Raw genomic sequence first — 18,890 nt, forward strand, 5'->3', positions numbered from 1 at the left:
GACGGGGAGGTTTGGCACCTCGATGTCGGCTCATCGCATCCTGGGGCTGTAGTCGGTCCCAAGGGTTGGGCTGTTCGCCCATTAAAGCGGTACGCGAGCTGGGTTCAGAACGTCGTGAGACAGTTCGGTCCCTATCCGTCGTGGGCGCAGGAAATTTGAGAGGAGCTGTCCTTAGTACGAGAGGACCGGGATGGACGCACCGCTGGTGTACCAGTTGTCTTGCCAAAGGCATCGCTGGGTAGCTATGTGCGGAAGGGATAAGTGCTGAAAGCATCTAAGCATGAAGCCCCCCTCAAGATGAGATTTCCCATAGCGTCAAGCTAGTAAGATCCCTGAAAGATGATCAGGTTGATAGGTCCGAGGTGGAAGCACGGCGACGTGTGCAGCTGACGGATACTAATCGATCGAGGACTTAACCACATTTGGTTGATTCCGGTTTAACAGTCACTTACTCTTTATCTAGTTTTGAGAGAACAAACTCTCATATGTCCGGTGATTACGGCGAAGAGGCCACACCCGTTCCCATACCGAACACGGAAGTTAAGCTCTTCAGCGCCAATGGTAGTTGGGGGTTTCCCCCTGCAAGAGTAGGACGTCGCCGGGCAAAAGGAAAAAAGCAGCTGAGAGGCTGCTTTTTTTGTGTTTTCTGGAGGGGAAATCGAGGATGAATTAGGGAGTTCGCTAAGAAGAAATTTCATTAGAGAGTAGTAGAAGGGAAGCAGAAGCTGGAGGGTCTAGCTGAGTGAGCGCTCAGTCGGAGCTTCGAAGACCAAACCCCTTCAATTTGCCAGGCTAACGCCTGGATATTCGGCAAGATCAAAAGAACATAGAAAAAATCACTCCATAACAGCAGGTTTGTTCTTATAAATGATTCAAATTGTCCCTTTTATCGGTAATTAAGGGGTATCTCATCCTGAAATGGATGTAAACGAGGAAAAAGAAGGTGCAAACACCAGAAATTGTCCCTCGTTAAAGTCTCTATGAGCGAAAAATGCCTGCTTATGATTCAAATTATGAAGCCTATGCGCGAAATCACCATGCTTATGCGCCGGTCAGAGAGGGCTATGCGCCAGAATCCTCTCCTTATGCGCGAGTGGCCATTTCGGCTTCTCCAATGGAACTGTCCCAATAGCCGATTGAGCGCTCAGTCGGAGCTTCGAAGACCAAACCCCTTAAATTTGCCAGGCTATCGCCTGGATATTCGGCAAGATCAAGAGAACATAGAAAAAATCACTCCATAACAGCAAATTTGATCTTATAAATGCTTCAAATTGTCCCTTTTAATCGGTAATTAATGGGTAACTCATCCTGAAATGGATGTAAAAGAGGAAAAAGAAGGTGGAAACACCATAAATTCTCCCATGATACAGGCTCTATGCGCCAAAAATGCCTGCTTATGATTCAAATCCTCTACGACCCCCTAATTCCTTTGGACACTTTTGTATTGGAAACAGTACACTAGAATCAAGAAAAACTCAGGAAGTAGGGAGGGGACTTTAAGTGTCATATAAGAAGTTTGAAGCTCTTGAAGAAGTTAAAAAAAAGTATGTTCGAATGGCACTGGAAAATGGCAATTACTCATCCATTGCGCGTAGTGCTGGTGTTGATCGTTCTACTTTGGCGAGATGGGTTAAGGTGTATGAGGATGAAGTACGTGACCAAATGGAGGATCCAGCTTCGGCTATTTTATCAACTGAACCCTCTAAAGAAGAATTAAAAGCAAAATATGAACAGGCCATGAAGCTACTTGGTGAAAAAGAACTTGAAGTTGCGATGCTTAGAAACTTACTAAAAAAAACCCAATACCGGCCCTAGCGGTCTTAGAAGAGGTTCGACTATGGGCAAAGGAGGGGTTTCGAATTTCTAAGCTATCGGAGATAACAGGAGTGAACAGGTCCCTTTATTACTACCACAATGGTACTGAAGAGGTTGTTGATAACGAGGAGAAAAGAGGGCGCCCTATCCCGGGATATTCTAAGAAAAACTCCGGGGAAATTATTTCAGATGAGCAGATTGAGGAATTCTTGATGGAGGCCGTTGAGGGAGACGGTGCCACATATGGTGTAAAGAACTTGACTCAATTACTTAAGGATGAACATGATCTTCAAATCAATCATAAAAAGGTAGCTAGGTTATGTAGGAAATTAGGTATTCTCCTTCCTCAGCGAACGGGTAACCCTAAGTATCCAAAACGGTTGGTCCGCAATCGACACATCACGGGTCCTAATCAACTATGGCAACTGGATATCAAATACGGTTCTATTTCAGAAAGCCGAAGGTTTTTCTTTGTAGCGTGTGCTATTGATGTTTTTGATCGTGCCATCGTTGGGTATTACCGAGGACCGAAATGTACAGCCAAGGATATAACCGGCATGCTAAATGAAGCTATTATAAGGCGTAGTTTACAGGTTTTAGAGGAAACGAATGAGCATTGTATTGTAATCAGAACTGATAATGGACCTCAATTTGTTAGTAACTTATTTGGTGAATTTTGTGAGGTAAATAACATTTTTCATGAAAGGATTCCACCAAGATCACCAAACTACAATGCATATATCGAATCTTTTTTTAGTATTTTAGAGCGTGATATATTCAGACGATTTGAATTCAGCTATTTCGATGAGGCCTATTATGAAATTGATGACTTCATAGAATTTTATAACCATCGCAGATATCATGGCAGCCTCGGAAGAATGTCGCCTACAAAGTTTCGAGAAAAATACAAAGATATTGGTTTCCCAAAAGAAATGTCTTTAAAACTTTAACAAGCAATGTCCTTTCCTTCTTCACTTTTCATAAAAAGTGAAGAAGGAAAGGACAAAAAATAAGAAACTAAGAATGGACCAGATTCTTGAAGTAAACGTCAGGAATTAGGGGGTCAAACCGAATCATGAAGCCTATGCGCGAAACCAACTAGTTTATGCGCCGGCCAGAGAGGGCTATGCGCCAAAATCCCCTCCTTATGCGCGAGTGGCCATTTCGGCTCCAATGGGGTTTCTCCCAAGAGACGATTGAGCGCTCAGTCAACGCGACTACTTAAGACTAAACACATCCAATTTGCGAGGCTATTCGCCTGGGATATTCGGCAAAATCAAGAGCAGTTAGAATCCCACTAATGAGAGGTCACTGATAATTGTAGCCACCCACATAAATGCACAAACCCATCGGCATCTTTATAAAGTAAAACCTGCTATCACCCCAATAAAGAAAAAGCAGCCACCCAGCTGCTTCACTTTCCCCCATCTGAATCAAATCTTACTCAAGACCAGCCTCAACACACCTCAAATAATCCGATATCAATAATGGTATCTTATTCTGGGATATCGATAAAAACTTTGTAATTAACGGGAAATCCTGATTAGGTGTATGTTTAATCAATTCACTCCACCACTCAGTTTCGTATCTGGCAATCATGCTTAAATTGTAGAGTAGCGCATAGTAAATAATCAGTTCAGATAGGGCATCATCTTCGGACTGTTCGCGGGAAAGACATAATGTATTGGTGTAGATGTCATATCGAAAAGGGGCAAAGAATGGAACCAGTGAAGGGGCATTCAAACTAAAAGCTAATTCGCGGTCTTGCAGCCACTGGATGCCATTGTTCTTACTGGACAGATACTCTTTAAATTCGCTATCAGACATTTTATATTGGCCAGGTAAATTCGAAGGCAGCTTATATGTCTCATCAGATTTTTCCAGCCTATAGAAGTTCTCTGCACCTCTGATAAATTTAAATGCCTCATCCAGCTCAGGAATTTGCTTGAGTAGGTTTCCCATCACCAATTTATCTCCTTCCAAATGTTTCACGTGGAACATTTGATGGGAAAAGTGAGAGAAAAGACCATTCTTTTGGATTTTGACTTCATCCTGAAAGAAAAAGTAATTTCGCTTTTTTCTTTTTCTTGAGGAAAGTCCGTGGGCAAGGACCCCGGTTGTCGCTGGGTAGAATGGATCTACTGTCAGAAGGCAGGCTTTGATGAGATTTACCAGTCCGTAAAACAATAAAATCGGTTTTATATAGATGGGGCATTGTTCTGCCTGGTCTACATATAATCGGCCATGTTCCAAATAATAAATGAAGGAATAGGAATTATTATAGCTTTGTGCATCGGCTTTATCTAATTGGGCCTTTTCATAGCATTTTGATAGGAAGCGCTGAGAGTGGACAGATGATTGGAAATTCGTTAAGTAATCCCACCTTGTTGTATGTTCATTCACTATTTTAAACCTCCGAATAAATTGAAAAATCTAAAATATTTCTATTGCCTTGACAGTATTTTAACCAATTGATAACCTACTAATAATATTTTCGGACCAGGAGGGAAAAGAAAATGTGGGAAACTAAATTTGCAAAAGAAGGATTAACCTTTGATGATGTTTTATTAATGCCTGCTAAATCAGAAGTATTGCCGCGTGATGTTGATTTAAGTGTGTCTTTGACAGATACGTTGAAGTTGAACATCCCGATCATCAGTGCAGGGATGGATACGGTAACCGAGGCTGAGATGGCGATTGCCATGGCTCGCCAGGGTGGACTTGGGGTCATTCATAAGAATATGAGTGTAGAACAGCAAGCTGAACAGGTGGATAAAGTAAAGCGTTCGGAAAGCGGCGTTATTACAGATCCTTTCTTTTTAACTCCTGAGCATCAGGTATTTGATGCTGAACATTTAATGGGGAAATATCGCATTTCCGGCGTTCCAATCGTCAATAATCAAGAGGAACAGAAGTTGGTAGGGATCATTACCAACCGCGATCTTCGATTCATTCAGGACTACTCGATTCCGATTGAAGAGGTTATGACAAAAGCAAATTTAGTTACAGCACCAGTAGGCACCACGTTGTTGGATGCTGAAAAGATCCTCCAGAAATATAAAATTGAGAAATTGCCGATTGTCGATAATGATGGAGTGTTAAAAGGACTCATCACCATTAAAGACATCGAAAAGGTAATTGAGTTTCCGAACTCCGCAAAAGACAGTCAAGGACGACTTCTCGTCGGAGCTGCTGTCGGTGTGACAAAGGATACCATGAAGCGTGTCGAGATGCTTGTGAAAGCAAATGTGGATGCCATCGTCGTGGATACAGCCCACGGACATTCAAAAGGCGTCTTAGATACAGTCAGTGAGATTAGGGCCGCGTATCCGGAACTGAATATCATTGCAGGAAACGTGGCGACTCCAGAAGCTACAAGAGATTTAATTGCAGCTGGAGCAGACGTTGTAAAGGTAGGGATTGGACCAGGCTCCATTTGTACTACACGTGTTGTTGCAGGAGTAGGGGTTCCTCAGATCACTGCCGTTTATGATTGTGCTAGTGAAGCCCGGAAGCTAGGAAAGGCCGTGATTGCCGATGGTGGAATCAAGTACTCAGGTGATGTTGTAAAAGCATTGGCTGCAGGCGGACATGTGGTCATGCTCGGAAGCTTGTTAGCCGGTACTTCCGAAAGTCCGGGGGATACAGAAATCTTCCAAGGCAGACGTTTCAAAGTGTATAGAGGAATGGGTTCTGTCGGCGCGATGGAGCAGGGTTCTAAAGACCGATACTTCCAGGAAGACGCGAAGAAGTTTGTTCCTGAAGGGATTGAAGGACGACTTCCTTATAAAGGACCATTGTCTGATACAATCTATCAGTTGATCGGCGGTTTGCGTTCAGGAATGGGCTACTGCGGAACGAAGAATCTTCAAGAGCTCAGAGAAAATGCACAGTTTATCAAAATGACGGGTGCCGGCCTTCGTGAAAGCCATCCGCATGATGTACAAATCACGAAAGAAGCACCAAATTACTCATTATCTTAATAAATGTGGCAGGAAAGTGACTGAATAGTACTTTCCTGCCATTTTTTGTTGTCGTTTAGGTACATAAGCTGTCTACTCAACGCTAATTAACTATGTTAAAATAGCGGAAGTGCATTTAATGAGTTGGAGGGTAAAAAAGTGAAAAGAATCATGTTTCAAAAGACTTTTGTTTGTCTAATGGTTTTAATTATGGCATTGGGCCTAGTCCAAAAGCCGGCGGATGCTGCTAGTGCTGCCATCAATGTGAATGCAGATGCGGCCATCCTTGTCGAAGCAAGCACCGGTAAAATCCTTTTTGAAAAAAATGCTGATACTTCCCTTGGAATCGCAAGTATGACGAAAATGATGACTGAGTACTTGCTGCTTGAAGCTATTAAAGAAGGAAAAGTAAAATGGGATCAAAAGTATACGGTATCCGCTGATATCTCTGGATTGTCCCATAACACGTCCCTTAGTAATGTCCCTTTAAGAAATGGCGGACAATATAACGTTGAGGACTTATATCATGCCATGGCAATCGAATCTGCAAATGCAGCTGCCATTGCGATCGGTCAAATCATCGGCGGAACAAACGAAAATTTCGTCAAGATGATGAACGATAAAGCGAAAGAGCTTGGTATGAAAAACTATAAATTCGTGAATGCCACAGGTCTGAACAATCGCGACTACAAAGGACCAGGATACGACTTGCAGATTGTAGGCGGTCCGGAAGACGAGAATGTCATGTCAGCGAAGGATGTTGCGACGTTAGCATACCGCTTGATCAATGACTATCCGGAAGTATTGGAAACTTCCAGCGTGCCTACGATGAAATTTGCTGAAGGTACGGAAGATGAATTCAAGATGAATAACTGGATCAAGATGCTCGATCCAAATTCAAAAGTTTACTATGAAGGATTAGATGGTCTGAAAACAGGTACAACTGACCTTGCGGGCCCTTGTTTTACTGGAACTGCGGAACGAAACGGCAACCGCTTCATTTCAGTCGTCATGAATGTGAAACATGATCCAACTGTTGATTCTTATACTGCCCGATTCAATGAAACTGAAAAAATCATGAACTATGCTTTTTCAAATTTCTCCATTAAAGAAGTACTTCCGAAAAATGGCGTTTTGAAAAGCAATAAAACAATCCCTGTTGATAAAGGGAAAGAAAAATCCGTAAAGATCCAAACGAATAAACCGTTGAAAATAGTTGTCGAAAATGGCAAAGAAAATCAATATAAGCCGAAAGTTGTCTTGGATAAGAAGAAATTGACGAAAGACGGCAAACTGACTGCACCAGTTAAAAAAGGTGAAGAGGTTGGGTATATTACGGTTGATTCTAAAGAGAAAAATGATCTTGGATACCTCCCGAATACAGGAAAGTCCGATACGAAAGTGTCCATGGTGACAAAAGATGCAGTTGAAAAAGCAAACTGGTTTGTCCTTTCCATGCGTGCAATCGGCGGATTCTTCGGAGATATCTGGCATGGGATCACATCCACGATCAAAGGCTGGTTCTAATCTTTGAAGTTGTAATATGAAAGTAAAGCCTATATATTGAAAAAAGCCTATCTGTCTTGACAGAAGGCTTTTTTTATTGTTTATTTAGCATTGTGGGGAATCATAATTCCTAGTGTTTTAGTCATATTTTTGGAAGGCAGGATTATTTCTGCGCTTACATATAAAAAGGGGGACGAACAGAATGAAAACAGGTACTGACCGTGTTAAAAGAGGGATGGCAGAAATGCAAAAAGGCGGCGTCATCATGGACGTTGTCAATGCTGAACAAGCGAAGATTGCAGAGGAAGCAGGCGCTGTAGCCGTTATGGCATTGGAGCGTGTGCCATCTGATATCCGTGCAGCTGGCGGAGTAGCACGTATGGCTGACCCGCGAATCGTTGAGGAAGTAATGGGAGCCGTAACGATTCCAGTCATGGCAAAAGCACGCATCGGCCATATCGTCGAAGCTCGTGTTTTGGAAGCTATGGGAGTCGATTATCTTGATGAAAGTGAAGTTTTAACACCTGCTGATGAAGAATTTCACTTGAATAAAAAAGATTTCACCGTTCCATTTGTCTGCGGATGCCGCGATCTTGGTGAAGCAGCACGCCGCATCGGTGAAGGCGCCTCTATGCTTCGTACAAAAGGCGAGCCGGGTACAGGAAACATTGTTGAAGCTGTTCGTCATATGCGTAAAGTGAATGCCCAAGTTCGTAAAGTAGTCAGCATGAATGAAGATGAATTGATGACTGAAGCAAAACTTCTTGGGGCTCCATATGAAATCCTTCTTGAAATCAAGCGTCAAGGCCGTTTACCGGTCGTTAATTTTGCAGCCGGCGGCATTGCAACCCCTGCAGATGCAGCACTAATGATGGAACTCGGGGCTGACGGCGTTTTCGTTGGATCCGGAATCTTCAAGTCTGAGAATCCTGCAAAGTTTGCGAGAGCCATTGTAGAGGCTACCACTCACTATCAGGATTACAAGTTAATTGCAGAGCTGTCAAAAGATTTAGGGGTAGCAATGAAAGGGATTGAAATCTCTACATTGAAACCTGAAATGCGCATGCAGGAACGCGGCTGGTAAGGAGTGGATCAGTAGTGGTGAAAATCGGAGTATTGGGCCTGCAGGGAGCTGTAAGGGAACATGTCCGTTCCATCGAAGAGTCAGGGGCGGAAGCAGCTGTCATTAAAAAGGTGGAGCAGCTGAGTGAAGTGGATGGACTGATCATCCCCGGCGGCGAAAGTACGACAATGCGCAAGCTGATTGATAAATACGGCTTCATGGATCATCTAAAAGATTTTGCCAAACAAGGGAAGCCGATGTTCGGAACGTGCGCCGGTTTGATTCTTTTGGCAAAGTATATTGTAGATTATAAAGAGCCTCATATCGGCGTCATGGACATCACGGTTGAACGGAATTCCTTCGGGCGCCAAAAGGAAAGCTTTGAAGCAGACCTTGCCATAGCAGGAGTTGCAGACGACTTCACGGCGGTCTTCATCCGTGCTCCGCATATCGTAAAAGCAGGAGAGAATGTGGAGATTTTAGCTAAATATGAAGATCGGATCGTCGCAGCAAGGGAAGGTCAATTTTTAGGATGTTCCTTTCATCCCGAATTGACCGATGATCATCGCCTGACTCAATACTTCGTCAAAATGGTCGAAGAGGCGAAATCAAAACAATTTGCATAAAATGGTTGAAATTGCTCCATAATTATAGTAAATTAATGTATAAATTTTAATAAGCAAAACGTTGATAGGAAGCAGTAGCAGGTTTTTGTTCTAAAAGAGAGTCGGTGGCTGGTGGAAACCGATGGACATTGCTTGTGAATCCGTCCTTGAGTAAAGTGCTGAACACGGCTTGTGCCAGTAGGTGCTTTCGGTTGAAAACCGTTATGGATGCAAGAGGAAAGCAGGGAAAGTTCCTGTTTTCAATTAGGGTGGCAACGCGGGTAGCTCTCGTCCCTTTCCAGGGATGAGGGCTTTTTTGTTGTCAAAAAAACAATTAGGAGGAAGAAAGATGCTGGATATTAAATACTTAAGGGCTAACTTTGAAGAAGTGAAAGAAATGCTGCAGCACCGCGGGGAGGACTTAACCGACTTCGGTAAATTTGAGGAATTGGATCATAAGCGCCGTGAATTGATTGTGAAAACAGAAGAGCTGAAAAGCAGAAGAAATGAAGTTTCTCAACAAATTGCCCAATTAAAGAGGGAAAAGCAGGATGCTGAAGCATTGATCGTTGAGATGAAGGATGTAGGGGCAGAAATCAAAGGGTTGGATGACCAGTTGCGTGCAGTAGAAGAAGAGTTGAATCACCTTCTTTTATCCATTCCGAATATCCCGCATGAAAGCACGCCAATCGGTGCAACAGAAGATGACAACGTAGAAGTCCGCAAGTGGGGAGAGCTTCCTGGTTTTTCTTTTGAGCCGAAGCCGCACTGGGATCTTGCAACAGATCTTGGGATCCTTGATTTTGAACGCGCCGGAAAAGTAACAGGCAGCCGCTTCGTATTCTATAAGGGGCTTGGCGCAAGATTAGAGCGTGCATTGATGAACTTCATGCTTGATCTTCATATTGAGGAGCACGGCTACCAGGAAGTCATCCCTCCATATATGGTAAACCGTACAAGCATGACAGGCACAGGTCAGCTTCCTAAGTTTGAAGAAGATGCATTCTTGATTGAAAGCGAAGATTATTTCTTGATTCCGACAGCAGAAGTGCCGGTAACGAACCTGCATCGCGATGAAATTTTGAATGGCGAGCAGCTGCCGATCAACTATGCGGCATACAGTGCATGCTTCCGCTCTGAGGCAGGATCTGCAGGCCGTGATACACGCGGACTTATCCGTCAGCATCAATTCAACAAAGTAGAGCTAGTGAAGTTTGTTAAACCGGAGGATTCTTATGCGGAACTTGAAAAGCTGACTGGCCATGCAGAAAAAGTTCTTCAGCTTTTGGGCCTTCCTTACCGCGTATTGAGCATGTGTACTGCTGATTTAGGATTCACAGCAGCGAAGAAATACGATATTGAAGTATGGATTCCTAGCTATGACAGCTATCGTGAAATTTCTTCTTGCAGTAACTTTGAAAGCTTCCAGGCACGCCGTGCAAATATCCGTTTCCGCAGAGAAATGAATGGCAAGCCTGAGCATGTTCATACGTTGAACGGTTCTGGATTGGCAATTGGACGTACAGTTGCAGCGATCCTTGAGAACTATCAGCAAGAGGATGGAACGATCGTGATTCCTGAGGTTTTACGTCCATATATGGGAAATAAAGAAGTAATTAAGTAAAATAAAGATTGATGGGGAAGGGGTTTCTCTTCCCCAAAATAATTTTAATATAATTTGTTGACAGAGAAATGAATACATGTTATTCTAGTTCTTGTCGATACGGAGGAATACCCAAGTCCGGCTGAAGGGATCGGTCTTGAAAACCGACAGGCGGGTTACACCGCGCGGGGGTTCGAATCCCTCTTCCTCCGCCATTGATTTAAAAACAACCATAGCGCATAAATTGGAGATGTTTGAATCCACTGCTTCCGGCAGTGGATTTTTTATATTTGTTGATTTTTTAGGGCGGCCGAAAGATGGCGGCTCTTTTTACTTTTATTCTTTTATTATGAATTAAAAAAGCTGCCTTCCTTGTTAAAGGAAAACAGCTGTAGGATTTGTTATTTTTTCAAAGCCTGCGTCTGCTTCATGAAGTATCCGATTCGCTCAATGATCGGCTCGATGGAAGCTTCGTCATTCATTAAATCGTATTCGTTGATATTCAGGCGCAGCACAGGGCACGCATTGAAGGAATTGACCCAGTTCTCGTAGCGCAGGTGCATTTCTCTCCAGTATTCAACAGGCGTCTGCTGCTCCATTGGACGGCCGCGTAAACGGATGCGGTCCAATACATCGTCAATGGATCCTTCCAAATAGATGAGCAGATCCGGATGAGGGAAGTAAGGCGTCATGACCATTGCATCGAAAAGGCTCTTATACGTATCATAGTCAATTTCAGACATGTTGCCTTTTTCGTAGTGCATTTTGGCAAAGATGCCCGTATCTTCATAGATGGAGCGGTCCTGGATGAAGCCGCCTCCGTATTCAAAGATTCTCTTTTGCTCCTTGAAGCGCTCTGCTAAAAAGTAAATCTGCAAGTGAAAGCTCCATCGCTTGAAATCATGATAAAACTTATCCAGATATGGATTGGTATCGACTTTTTCGAAAGATGTGCGGAAGCCAAGCGCATTGGCCAACGAATTGGTCATTGTGGATTTTCCTACACCTACTGTTCCGGCAATCGTGATGACTGCGTTGGAAGGAATTCCGTATTTATTGCGAAGATCCATTGTATTGTACTCCTTTATTGATTGTATTCGTTAATGTCTCCAAGATGGTATCCAAGTCGCTTTTATTTTTGACAAAGTCCATTTCGTCCCCGTTAAAACGCAGAACAGGTACATCTGGATAAGCTTTTTCGAAATGATCCATGAATTGGTCATAATCGGATGAAAGCTGTTCCATATAAAGCGGGCTGATTTTCTTTTCGAATTCCCGGCCACGCATTTTGATCCTTGCCAGAAGTGTGTCCAGGCTGGCATTCAGATAAATGACGACGTTCGGACGCGGCATGTCGCCAGTCAAGATGTTGTAAATCTGCAAGTATTTCTCAGCTTGCCCATCTTGAAGGGTGCGCTGTGCAAAAATAAGGTTTTTGAATATGTGATAATCGGCCACTACCGGTTTGTTTTGATTTAAGTAATGCTTTTGAATATCCTCCAATTGCTTATAGCGATTGCAGAGGAAAAACATTTCCGTTTGAAAGCTCCACTCATCAATATTCTCATAGAACTTGTCCAAAAATGGATTCTCGTCTACTATTTCTTTTAAAAAATGCATGTGAAAATGTTCGGAAATGGCTTTAGCGAGTGAAGTCTTGCCAATTCCGATCGGCCCTTCAACGGTGATGAAAGGTAATCGTTCCATCCGATGTCCTCCTCGGGTATCTATAATAAAATGATTTCATAAACGAACTAATATAATTAGCGGCAAGTCATATTTTAACACAACATCCAATGGGCAGGGCATGGAAACTTTTAATTTCCTGGACAATAAAAAAAGCGGAAGCGCCTCGATCAGTCCCGACCAGCATAAGACGGATCTCGAAGGAAATCCTGATTTCCGCAGAGGTGCGGCTTATGACTCGAGGGGCTAGGCGCTGGAGCTGGATGTCGATAAGCTTTTTTCGAAAATATCACAAAGTAAAATTAAATAATTTCTTTCCCAATAAAAAAAGCTGCCTGATATCAGCAGCAGTTTTTCCACTTATCTCTTCACGACATCAAAATTTTCGACAATCAGCAGCCAGTTTTGAGGGAAGGAGAGACCGAGTTTCCAGTAGCTCATTCCCCTGAGCTTCAATTCTTTGATTAAATCGAATTTAGCCTGGATGGACCTGGCGTCTTCGAACCATACTTTATGTTTCTTCCCTTTTTCATCCTGGTAGTCAAAGTGTGGCGCCTGATCCTTTTGATCATAGGCGATGGGGACATTATATTTGGCTGCAAGCTGTATGGCCTGCTGCGGGCTGACGGCCTTTGCCGTATCCCTGCCAGGAACAAATGGTAAAGTCCAATCATAGCCATAAAGGTTTTGCCCCATCAAGATTTTAGAAGGCGGGATTTCTGTCACAGCATAGTCGAGGACTTTTCGGACAGGCCCAATCGGTGAAACGGCCATTGGCGGACCTCCGCTGTATCCCCATTCATACGTCATGATCACCACAAAATCCACGATTTCCCCGTGCGCTTTGTAATCATGCGCTTCATACCATCTGCCTTTTTGTCCGGCAGATGTCTTTGGGGCAAGGGCTGTGGAAATCAGCCAACCCTCCTGAGAAAAACGCTTTTTTGCCCGTCTCAGAAATTGGTTGTAGGCTTCCTTATCCTGCGGCCTTAAATATTCAAAGTCAAAATGGATATCACGGAAGCCATATTTTTTTGCTGTAGCTACGATATTGTTTAAGAATTGCGTCTGGATATTTTGATTGGTCAGGAGGATGCGGCCCAATTCGTCGCTGAACTGGCCTTCTTCCTGGTTGGTAATCACCATCATCATGACATTTTTATTTGCCTTGGCGATGGCCGGCAAATTGCCGAGTGGGGGCTCTTCAAGTGAGCCGTTGCGTTTGGCCCTGAAGCTGAAAGGGGCGAGATAAGTCAGATAAGGCGCAGCTTCCCTGGCGCTGTCTTCCAGGTTTTTAGGCACAGTCTTGCCGAACGGCTCTACATAACCGTTAAACTCGGCCTTTTCTTTTTTTCCTGGCGGGATATACAATCTGAATCCCGTCCTGAGCGGCTGGTTTGGACTGATATTATTGATTCTTGCCAATTCTGCCACCGGGATATTGAATTTCCTTGCAATTGAGAATAGGCTGTCGCCCGGCTGCACCCAGTAAAAGCTTCCAGCAATCGGGATGACCAGTGTCTGTCCTACTACTAAATTACGGGGATTCGGAACCTCATTGGCTTCGATGATATCCTGTGCAGTCGTCCCGAACGTTTGTGCAATGCTATACAACGTTTCGTTTTGCCGTACCACATGTATCTGCATAGTTGATTCCTCCCTTGCCTGTAGTGTTCACTATAGACATTTTATGAGGGAGATTCGAATACATTCGGATTTACAAATATTGCTCAATAATTATTTTGGATTCCTGTACGTTGGCCTGCAGGACATTTTCCATCATTCTCAGTGCATACTGATTGTCCTCCTCAGCGACAGAAGCCAGGCAGTCGGACGGGACAAAGAGCGTATATTCACGCATATAGGCATCGTTCGCGCTGAAAAGCACGCAGATGTTGCCGGCGATCCCAGTCAGAATCAAGGATTTGACCCCAAGGTGGTACAGCAGGGTATTAAGGGCAGTACCGTAAAATGCGGAGTGCTTCGGTTTGATGAGAAAGTAGTCATCCGGCCCAGGCTTTAAATGGGATAGAATTGTTTCATTTTGATCGTTCAGGCATTTTTGATAGATGGTTTCTAAATTGGCCTGCCATAGATTATAATGGTCATTAATATAGATAACCGGTATATCTTTTTCCTTGCATTGCTGCTTCAATCGGGAAAGGGGCTGTACGATCTTGGCGGTATGGCCGGCGAGGACCGCCCCATGTTCAAAATCAAATGGATTGATGATATCGATGACCAGCAGCGCGTATTTCGGATTGGAATCCTTCAATTTTTCGCTCACACTCCTTTGCTGTTAGTGTGGATTGAGGGGATGTATTTTATTAAGGAGTTAATAAGTCGATATGGATTTTAATGATGAATATTATATGAAGAAAGCCATAGAAGAAGCAGAAAAAGCAAAAGCCTTGAATGAAGTCCCGATCGGTGCGGTCATTGTCAAAGATGGGGAGATCATTTCTGCTGCCTACAATTTAAGGGAAACCACACAGAACGCCGTGACGCACGCCGAACTGATCGCCATTGAAAAGGCATGCGAGAAGCTTGGTACATGGAGGCTTGAAGGGGCAGAGATGTATGTGACCCTTGAGCCATGTCCGATGTGCAGCGGGGCCCTCATCCTTTCCAGAGTGGAACGTGTGGTCTACGGTGCGGCGGACCCTAAAGCCGGATGTGCCGGTACGCTGATGAACTTGTTGACGGATGAGCGATTCAATCATCAATGCCAAGTCGTAAGCGGGGTTTTGGAGGAAGAGTGCGGCAGCCTGCTCACGGATTTCTTTAGAGAGCTTAGAAAAAGAAAAAAAGAAGAGAAGCGTTTGGCAAAATTGGGATTGGCTCCGGATGAAGGAATTGACATCCCATAACCATTGCTTTTTTCTGTAAGAGCTAGTATACTTATTTTGTGTCAGCGATGACGCAACTTAATATGGTATCAACTTTGCCGTGCTAGGCGGGGAAATAGCGGAGCCCTGTACTCGCAATCCGCTCCAGCGAGGCTGAATCCCTTCCCGAGGCTGGTTAACTGTAGGGTCTGCCTCAAGTAAGTGGTGTTGACGTCTGGGTCCTGCGCAATGAGAATCCATGAACCATGTCAGGTCCGGAAGGAAGCAGCATTAAGTGGTCCCTCTCATGTGCCGCAGGGCAGCCTGGGCCGAGCTAACTGCTTGGGTAACGCTTATGGTTGCCAGTCGACGGAAGGTGCACGGCAGTTATATACTTAAACAAAACTCATCTTAATCGGATGAGTTTTTTTGTCTTTGGAAAGTCGATTTTGAATGCGTTATAATGTAGAATGTATATAAATGATGGTTTAAGTTAAAGGAGGAGGGAATTGCATGAGTTATCAAGCTTTATATCGCGTCTTCAGACCGCAGTTTTTCCATGACGTCATCGGCCAGGGCCATGTGACGAAAACCCTTCAAAATGCCCTCCTGCAGCAAAAGATATCTCATGCTTATCTTTTTTCAGGTCCGAGGGGGACAGGAAAGACGAGTGCGGCTAAGATACTGGCCAAAGCTGTGAACTGTGAGAAAGGGCCGACGGCAGAGCCTTGCAATGAGTGCGATTCATGCAGGGGCATCACGGATGGCTCGATTTCCGATGTCATCGAAATCGATGCAGCATCGAACAATGGTGTAGAAGAAATCCGGGATATCCGCGACAAAGTAAAATTTGCGCCGAGTTCGGTGCCTTATAAGGTCTACATCATCGACGAGGTTCATATGCTTTCCATCGGGGCCTTCAATGCCTTGTTGAAGACGCTCGAAGAACCACCGAAGCATGTCATTTTCATCCTGGCAACTACCGAGCCGCACAAGATTCCGCTGACGATCATTTCAAGGTGCCAGCGCTTTGACTTCAAGCGGATTACGATTCAGGATATTGTCGGATGGATGAAGCATATTGCAGAAGAATCCGCCGTAGAAGCGGATGAAAAGGCCCTGCATATCATCGCCCGTGCAGCTGAAGGTGGGATGAGGGATGCGCTCAGCCTCTTTGACCAGACCATTTCTTTCAGCCAAGGAAGTGTCACCCTTGATGATGCATTGACAGTGACAGGCTCCGTTGCACAGTCCTACCTCAATAAGTTGGCGAAAGCGGTGCACGAGAAGGACACAGCCACTGCCATCATGTCACTCGAAGAACTCATCTATCACGGGAAAGACCCTTCAAGATTTACGGAAGATTTCATCCTATACTTCAGGGATATGCTTCTTTATAAGACAGCCCCAAATCTGGAAGAGTCTCTCCAACGGGTCCTGCTGGATGACGAATTTAAGTCACTAGCTGAAGAAATCCCGGCCCATCAGATATATGAATATATCGACACCTTGAATAAAACCCAGCAGGAAATGAAATTCACCAACAATGCCAGGATCTATCTGGAGGTATCCCTTGTCAAGCTGTGCCAAACATCTGCTCCTGCAGCTGCGGCAGGCTCCGACAGCGGCGATTACCAGGCTCTCGTTGGCAAGATTACTGAGCTTGAAAATGAATTAAGGCAGCTGAAAGCACAGGGCCCAGTCCCAACACAGTCTGAAGCGGGCAGCGCGCCTGCCAAAAAACAAGCACGCAGTACGAAAGGTTTCAGAGTACAGGCAGGGAAAATCCAAAAGGTCCTCAAAGAAGCAACCAGGGAGGATCTCGGTTTGATCAAGAGCCGCTGGGGAGATATGCTAGATATGCTCAACCAGCGTCAAATGCGGTCTCAGGCAGCCCTCTTAAACGATGCAGAGCCGGCTGCGGCATCCTCTGAAGCATTCGTCCTTAAATTTAAATATGAAATCCATTGTCAAATGGCCATGGATAACCATATATTTTTACAAACGATCACTGCCATTCTTCAAGAATTTACAGGGAACACCTATCAGCCGATCGGCGTTCCAGAAGAGCAGTGGATGAAAATAAGGGAAGACTTCATCCAGAATGGACAAGGAGAAGAAGGTTCACAGGATGGGGCAGCCCCGGAAGAAGATCCGTTCATTGCTGAAGCAAGGAAATTGGTAGGAGCGGATTTACTGGAAGTAAAAGATTAATATTAAAATAACTGGAGGTAATGAATCATGCGTGGAATGGGAAATATGCAAAACATGATGAAACAGATGCAAAAAATGCAAAAGAAAATGGCAGAGGCGCAAGAAGAGCTTAACGCGAAGAAAATTACAGGGACTGCCGGCGGCGGCATGGTGACCGTTGTCATCTCTGGACAAAAAGAAATCCTGGAAGTGAATATTAAAGAAGAAGTAGTAGATCCAGACGATATCGAAATGCTGCAAGATTTGGTTTTAGCGGCTACAAATGATGCAATCAAACAAGTGGAAGAACTGACAAACCAAACGATGGGACAGTTTACTAAAGGATTGAACCTTCCAGGAATGTAGTAGGGGGAAATAAATAGAATGCATTATCCTGAACCAATATCCAAGCTGATCGACAGCTTCATGAAATTGCCAGGAATCGGGCCGAAAACAGCAGCCCGACTGGCATTTTTTGTGTTAAGTATGAAAGAAGATACTGTCCTTGATTTCGCTAAAGCCCTTGTAGATGCCAAAAGAAACTTGGGCTACTGCTCCGTCTGCGGTCATATAACAGATCAAGACCCGTGCTACATCTGCGAGGACCAGAGAAGGGACCGCACTGTCATTTGTGTGGTTCAGGAACCAAAGGATGTAATCGCGATGGAGAAAATGAAGGAGTTCGGCGGTCTATACCACGTTCTTCATGGATCCATCTCTCCAATGGACGGCATTGGGCCGGAAGACATCAATATCCCGGATCTGCTGAAGCGTCTGCAGGATGAAACCGTACAAGAAGTCATCTTAGCGACCAACCCGAACATAGAAGGGGAGGCGACGGCCATGTATATATCCCGGCTGCTGAAGCCGTCAGGGATCAAAGTCACGCGCATCGCCCACGGACTGCCGGTCGGCGGAGATCTGGAATATGCGGACGAAGTAACTTTATCCAAAGCATTAGAAGGAAGAAGAGAAGTTTAAAACATACGAGGTGGCCTATCTTGTTTCGAAAAAAGGGGAAACTGCGGAAAGAATATAATCAAAAGCTGATTGACAGCATGGAGAAAGCGAAGCAGGACTGGTTCCAGCATCGCTCCCTGGTCAATTTAAGCGCGGATTATAATGAAGAGCTCATCTGCCAGACAAAACTGGCAGAAGCCAAGTATTTCTTTCTATTTAAAGAAGTAAAACATCGTAATATCGTCATGAAGTAAATAATCTCTCTCCCAAAGTTCTTTTTGGACAATCCCTTCATAGAATGGATACAAAGAGTAATTTGGGGGAGATTTTTTTGAGTCCAATTATCATTATTGCGGTACTATGCGGATTAATCCTGTTTTTACTCGCCTCGGGGTCTGCGGCAAAACCTTTTAAATTTCTTGGGACAGCCTGCATTAAAATCATGATCGGTGCCTTATTCTTATTTTTCCTCAATGCTTTCGGAAGCAAGATCGGCCTTCATGTCCCCATCAATCTGGCAACCTCATCTGTATCAGGGTTCTTAGGAATCCCTGGCATGCTGGGGCTGGCCGCACTGCAGCTCTGGATCCTTCCACATTAAGCAGGAGCATTTTTAAAAGCAGCCATGGAGCTGCTTTTTGTTTTTCTTTCTATATATACGAATGGAAA

Annotated in this window: 18 protein-coding genes, 1 tRNA gene, 2 rRNA genes, 1 other RNA gene and 1 other annotated feature (1 of these 23 running past the window's edge); of the genes, 17 read left to right on the forward strand and 5 right to left on the reverse strand. The window is 44.3% G+C overall.

Features of this window, described 5'->3' with window-relative positions; all coding sequences use genetic code 11:
• The 4 genes from ABTV07_RS00060 to ABTV07_RS00075 form a co-directional block, all read left to right on the forward strand.
• Window positions 1–420, forward strand: a 23S ribosomal RNA gene (locus ABTV07_RS00060); it begins 2,515 nt to the left of the window's first position.
• A 68-nt stretch (window positions 421–488) separates the two neighbouring features.
• A 5S ribosomal RNA gene (rrf, locus tag ABTV07_RS00065) occupies window positions 489–604 on the forward strand.
• Between the two features lie 896 nt (window positions 605–1,500).
• A complete protein-coding gene (locus ABTV07_RS00070; RefSeq protein ID WP_433744315.1) occupies window positions 1,501–1,815 on the forward strand; it encodes a transposase in 315 nt (104 codons plus the stop codon).
• 71 nt (window positions 1,816–1,886) lie between these two features.
• A complete protein-coding gene (locus tag ABTV07_RS00075; RefSeq protein ID WP_433744312.1) occupies window positions 1,887–2,765 on the forward strand; it encodes an IS3 family transposase in 879 nt (292 codons plus the stop codon).
• A 490-nt stretch (window positions 2,766–3,255) separates the two neighbouring features.
• Here the strand turns inward: ABTV07_RS00075 and ABTV07_RS00080 are convergent, their stop codons facing one another.
• Entirely contained in the window at window positions 3,256–4,218 is a 963-nt protein-coding gene (locus ABTV07_RS00080; protein ID WP_433746042.1) for a YaaC family protein, read from the reverse strand.
• A gap of 113 nt (window positions 4,219–4,331) precedes the next feature.
• Here ABTV07_RS00080 and guaB point away from each other — a divergent pair, with 113 nt between their 5' ends.
• The 6 genes from guaB (at window position 4,332) to ABTV07_RS00110 (ending at window position 10,769) form a co-directional block, all read left to right on the forward strand.
• Window positions 4,332–5,798, forward strand: coding sequence for an IMP dehydrogenase (gene guaB, locus ABTV07_RS00085; RefSeq protein ID WP_433746044.1), 1,467 nt, complete (start codon window positions 4,332–4,334; stop codon window positions 5,796–5,798).
• Window positions 5,799–5,948: 150 nt separating this feature from the next.
• Window positions 5,949–7,304, forward strand: a complete 1,356-nt coding sequence (locus tag ABTV07_RS00090) for a serine hydrolase (RefSeq protein ID WP_433750995.1) — start codon at window positions 5,949–5,951, stop codon at window positions 7,302–7,304.
• A gap of 181 nt (window positions 7,305–7,485) precedes the next feature.
• The gene (gene pdxS, locus ABTV07_RS00095; protein ID WP_433746047.1) at window positions 7,486–8,367 is read left to right on the forward strand and encodes a pyridoxal 5'-phosphate synthase lyase subunit PdxS; all 882 of its coding nucleotides are present in this window, start codon (window positions 7,486–7,488) and stop codon (window positions 8,365–8,367) included.
• Window positions 8,368–8,381: 14 nt separating this feature from the next.
• Window positions 8,382–8,972 carry a pyridoxal 5'-phosphate synthase glutaminase subunit PdxT gene (gene pdxT / locus ABTV07_RS00100; RefSeq protein ID WP_433746049.1) on the forward strand — a complete coding sequence of 197 codons (591 nt, stop codon included), beginning with the start codon at window positions 8,382–8,384 and terminating at the stop codon, window positions 8,970–8,972.
• A gap of 52 nt (window positions 8,973–9,024) precedes the next feature.
• Window positions 9,025–9,250 (forward strand) — a binding site (T-box leader).
• 50 nt (window positions 9,251–9,300) lie between these two features.
• Window positions 9,301–10,575, forward strand: a complete 1,275-nt coding sequence (serS, locus tag ABTV07_RS00105) for a serine--tRNA ligase (RefSeq protein WP_433746052.1) — start codon at window positions 9,301–9,303, stop codon at window positions 10,573–10,575.
• A gap of 101 nt (window positions 10,576–10,676) precedes the next feature.
• Window positions 10,677–10,769, forward strand: a tRNA-Ser gene (locus ABTV07_RS00110).
• Between the two features lie 186 nt (window positions 10,770–10,955).
• On the opposite strand, the gene ABTV07_RS00115 is transcribed toward ABTV07_RS00110, so the two are convergent.
• The 4 genes from ABTV07_RS00115 to ABTV07_RS00130 form a co-directional block, all read right to left on the reverse strand.
• Window positions 10,956–11,624 carry a deoxynucleoside kinase gene (locus ABTV07_RS00115; RefSeq protein WP_114747356.1) on the reverse strand — a complete coding sequence of 223 codons (669 nt, stop codon included), beginning with the start codon at window positions 11,622–11,624 and terminating at the stop codon, window positions 10,956–10,958.
• Window positions 11,608–12,261, reverse strand: a complete 654-nt coding sequence (locus ABTV07_RS00120; RefSeq protein ID WP_433746055.1) for a deoxynucleoside kinase — start codon at window positions 12,259–12,261, stop codon at window positions 11,608–11,610. The genes ABTV07_RS00115 and ABTV07_RS00120 overlap by 17 nt, the downstream gene beginning before the upstream one ends.
• Before the next feature lie 339 nt (window positions 12,262–12,600).
• The gene (locus ABTV07_RS00125; protein ID WP_433746058.1) at window positions 12,601–13,887 is read right to left on the reverse strand and encodes a LysM peptidoglycan-binding domain-containing protein; all 1,287 of its coding nucleotides are present in this window, start codon (window positions 13,885–13,887) and stop codon (window positions 12,601–12,603) included.
• A 70-nt stretch (window positions 13,888–13,957) separates the two neighbouring features.
• Window positions 13,958–14,527, reverse strand: coding sequence for an isochorismatase family cysteine hydrolase (locus ABTV07_RS00130; RefSeq protein ID WP_433746061.1), 570 nt, complete (start codon window positions 14,525–14,527; stop codon window positions 13,958–13,960).
• 61 nt (window positions 14,528–14,588) lie between these two features.
• On the opposite strand from ABTV07_RS00130, the gene tadA reads away from it, so the two are divergent.
• From tadA to ABTV07_RS00165, 7 genes are all read left to right on the forward strand, one after another.
• Window positions 14,589–15,110, forward strand: a complete 522-nt coding sequence (tadA, locus tag ABTV07_RS00135; protein ID WP_433746064.1) for a tRNA adenosine(34) deaminase TadA — start codon at window positions 14,589–14,591, stop codon at window positions 15,108–15,110.
• 77 nt (window positions 15,111–15,187) lie between these two features.
• Window positions 15,188–15,452: signal recognition particle sRNA large type (gene ffs, locus ABTV07_RS00140), an RNA gene on the forward strand.
• Window positions 15,453–15,581: 129 nt separating this feature from the next.
• On the forward strand, window positions 15,582–17,282 hold the full coding sequence (dnaX, locus tag ABTV07_RS00145) for a DNA polymerase III subunit gamma/tau (protein ID WP_433746066.1): 1,701 nt from the start codon (window positions 15,582–15,584) through the stop codon (window positions 17,280–17,282).
• 27 nt (window positions 17,283–17,309) lie between these two features.
• A complete protein-coding gene (locus tag ABTV07_RS00150) occupies window positions 17,310–17,627 on the forward strand; it encodes a YbaB/EbfC family nucleoid-associated protein (protein ID WP_114747350.1) in 318 nt (105 codons plus the stop codon).
• Between the two features lie 18 nt (window positions 17,628–17,645).
• On the forward strand, window positions 17,646–18,242 hold the full coding sequence (recR, locus tag ABTV07_RS00155) for a recombination mediator RecR (protein WP_433746069.1): 597 nt from the start codon (window positions 17,646–17,648) through the stop codon (window positions 18,240–18,242).
• A gap of 17 nt (window positions 18,243–18,259) precedes the next feature.
• The gene (locus ABTV07_RS00160) at window positions 18,260–18,475 is read left to right on the forward strand and encodes a YaaL family protein (protein ID WP_114747348.1); all 216 of its coding nucleotides are present in this window, start codon (window positions 18,260–18,262) and stop codon (window positions 18,473–18,475) included.
• 77 nt (window positions 18,476–18,552) lie between these two features.
• Entirely contained in the window at window positions 18,553–18,822 is a 270-nt protein-coding gene (locus tag ABTV07_RS00165) for a pro-sigmaK processing inhibitor BofA family protein (RefSeq protein ID WP_433746071.1), read from the forward strand.
• Window positions 18,823–18,890: the final 68 nt, after the last annotated feature.

The organism is Falsibacillus pallidus (assembly GCF_050990905.1).
GTDB lineage: Bacteria > Bacillota > Bacilli > Bacillales > DSM-25281 > Falsibacillus > Falsibacillus pallidus_A.